A 2,776-nucleotide genomic window follows, 5' to 3' on the forward strand; every position below is an offset into this window, starting at 1 on the left:
CCCGAACGCCGAGCCCGCCGCCCTGCCCCGCCGCCCCGAGTCCGGCATCACCAGCACCGGCGGCCGCCACGCCGTGATGAACCACCGCGGCGACAGCGTCACGCTCACCGGGCAGGGCTATGTCCTCGTCCGCTGGCAGATCTCGCCGCAGTACCGGGCGGGCAGCCTCGTCATGCCGGCCTGGACCGGCCTGAAGGGCGAGCTGTTCCATGTGGCCTCCGGCGGCGGCCGCCGTATGGACGACCGGGTCAGCGAGACCGACCCCTCCGCCACCGGCATGGGCAACGAGACCACCGGCTACGCCGTCCCGCCGCCCGGCACCCAGCAGATGTGGCAGAACGAGTACTTCTACCTCGACGGGAGCGTCACCCTCACCCAGAACGAACGCGGTGCCGACTACGGCCTCAGCGTCTTCCCGTCGGACTGGGCCGAGGTCGACGAGGACATCAACCAGGGGCCGCCCGACGGCGCAATCCGCTACGGCCTCGTCCGCGACACCGGCAAGGACGACACCCCGGTCCCGCAGTACCTCACGCGCGCGACGCCCGCGGACGCGGCGACCGTGCCTCAGAAGTCCCGCGTGTAGCGAGCAGGACGTCGACGCGGTTCGTCGTGATCGAGTCGACGCCGAGGTCCAGCAGACGGCGCATCGAGCGCCGGGTGTCCGGGGTCCACACGGACAGGAGATAGCCGGCGCGGTGGACGCGTTCGGCGACGGCGTGGTCGACCAGGCCGAAGCGGTAGTTGAGCCAGCGCGGCCGGACCGCTTCGAGCAGACCGGCGCGCGGCGGGGCCGCCGTCGTCCAGGTCAGGGCGATCTCAGCGGCCGGGTCGGCGGCCCGCACGGCGAGCATGGCGGCGGCGCCCGCGCAGTAGTAGACGCGGTCCTGCGCCCCGCACGCGCGCACGACGTCCACGACCCGGCGCGCCGCCCGGACGTTCGGCGTGCCCGGCAGATCGACCATCACCCGGCTGTCGCCGCACGCCGCCAGCGCCTCCTCCAGCGTCGGCACCCCGCCCGCCGTCAGCCCCCGCACCTCCGCCGACGACAGCGCGAGCAGCGGCCGGTCCTGCTCCCACAGCCGCTTCAGGGTGTCGTCGTGCAGGAGCACCGGCACGCCGTCCTTGGTGAGGCGTACGTCGATCTCCACCGCGTCCGCGCCCCGTTCAAGCGCGGAGCGCAGGGAGTCGAGGGTGTTCTCGCGGACGCGGTAGGGGTCGCCGCGGTGGGCGACGGCGGTCACGTTCTGCATGAGGCCATTGTGGTGGGGACGGAGGGGCGGGCGCGGGACGGTGGGCTCAGGGGGCGAGCCAGTCCGCGGTGTACGTGTCGATCTCTGCGGCGATCCTGGCCTTGCCGGGCTCGTCGAGGAAGGACGCGTCGACGGCGTTCTTGGCGAGGTCGGCCAGGCCCCGCTCGTCGAGGTCGAGGAGGCGGGCGGCGACGGCGTACTCGTTGTTGAGGTCGGTGCCGAACATCGGCGGGTCGTCGGAGTTGATAGTGACGACGACCCCCGCCTTCGCGAACTCCTTGATCGGGTGCTCGTCGATCGTGCGGACCGCGCGCGTGGCGATGTTGGAGGTCGGGCACACCTCCAGCGGGATGCGGTGCTCGGCGAGGTGCGCGAGCAGCTTCGGGTCCCGGGCGGAACTGGTGCCGTGTCCGATGCGCTCGGCGCGCAGATGGGTCAGGGCGTCCCAGACGGTCTCGGGGCCGGTGGTCTCACCGGCGTGCGGCACGGAGTGCAGTCCGGCGGCGATGGCCCGGTCGAAGTACGGCTTGAACTGGGGCCGCGGTACGCCGATCTCGGGCCCGCCGAGCCCGAAGGAGACCAGCCCCTCCGGCCGTACCCGGTCGTCGGTGGCGAGCAGCGCCGTCTCCTCGGCGGCCTCGAGACCGGCCTCGCCCGGGATGTCGAAGCACCAGCGCAGCACGGTCCCGAACTCCGCCTCGGCCGCCTTGCGGGCGTCCTCGATCGCCGCCATGAACGCGCCGGCCTCGATACCGCGGCGGGTCGAGGAGAACGGGGTGATGGTCAGCTCGGCGTAGCGCACCTGCTGCCGGGCCAGGTCGCGGGCCACCTCGTAGGTGAGCAGCCGTACGTCCTCCGGCGTGCGGATCAGGTCCACGACGGACAGGTACACGTCGATGAAGTGGGCGAAGTCCGTGAACGTGAAGTAGTCGACCAGGGCCTCGGGGTCGGTGGGGACCTTGGAGTCGGGGTGGCGGGCCGCCAGGGCCGAGACGATACGGGGGGAGGCGGAGCCGACGTGGTGCACGTGCAGTTCGGCCTTGGGCAGTCCGGCGATGAAGGCGTGCAGATCGCGCGGGACGCGGGCGTCGACGAGACGGTCGGTCAAGGTTCCTCCCCGGGAACGGCGTCCGGTGGCCGGCTGCGTGAGCGGCGGGACGCGGGTGATCGGCTGATCGGATGGGTGCCATCGTATGCAGCGAGGACGCGCGCGGGTGCGCACGGTCGGATACCGGCCATCGGAGCGCCGCCGGGGAGGCCGTAGCATGGCGGCACGAACATCAGGGGGGACATGACATGACGGACACAGCGCAGCCCGGCGGGGAGACCGGGGGGGAGCACGATCCGTGGGCACCGCCCGAGAACCGGCCGTCGCTGGACAAGAAGCCGGCGCCCGGTGCCGCCGCGCAGCCGCCGTCCGTCCACGACCAGGCCACGGTCACGTCGATGCCGTCCGAGGGTTTCGCCGCGCCCGACGGCACGGCCCCGGCGGACCCCGCCGCGGGTTACGCCTACCCTCCGCC

General features: G+C 72.9%; 2 protein-coding genes and 2 pseudogenes. 2 read left to right on the forward strand and 2 right to left on the reverse strand.

What is annotated here, in order from left to right; genetic code table 11:
• Window positions 1-586: pseudogene (locus L0P92_RS43695) on the forward strand (sigma-70 family RNA polymerase sigma factor); the annotation flags it as partial.
• Here L0P92_RS43695 and L0P92_RS43700 read toward each other — a convergent pair.
• Window positions 531-1,253: a glycerophosphodiester phosphodiesterase gene (locus L0P92_RS43700; RefSeq protein ID WP_234768689.1), complete on the reverse strand. Its 723-nt coding sequence runs from the start codon at window positions 1,251-1,253 to the stop codon at window positions 531-533. The pseudogene L0P92_RS43695 and the gene L0P92_RS43700 sit on opposite strands and share 56 nt — an antisense overlap.
• Window positions 1,254-1,299: 46 nt before the next feature.
• Window positions 1,300-2,421: an adenosine deaminase gene (locus tag L0P92_RS43705; RefSeq protein WP_234768690.1), complete on the reverse strand. Its 1,122-nt coding sequence runs from the start codon at window positions 2,419-2,421 to the stop codon at window positions 1,300-1,302.
• Window positions 2,422-2,549: 128 nt separating this feature from the next.
• On the opposite strand from L0P92_RS43705, the pseudogene L0P92_RS43710 reads away from it, so the two are divergent.
• Window positions 2,550-2,776 (forward strand): annotated as a pseudogene (locus tag L0P92_RS43710) (DUF4190 domain-containing protein); the annotation flags it as partial.

The sequence above is a fragment of the Streptomyces muensis genome (assembly GCF_021474425.1).
Taxonomy (GTDB): Bacteria; Actinomycetota; Actinomycetes; order Streptomycetales; family Streptomycetaceae; genus Streptomyces; species Streptomyces muensis.

What these genes read in the sequence shown, in the direction of transcription:
- L0P92_RS43700 (WP_234768689.1), bottom strand. Translation starts at nt 1,253, where the DNA reads ATGCAGAACGTGACCGCCGTCGCCCACCGCGGCGACCCCTACCGCGTC.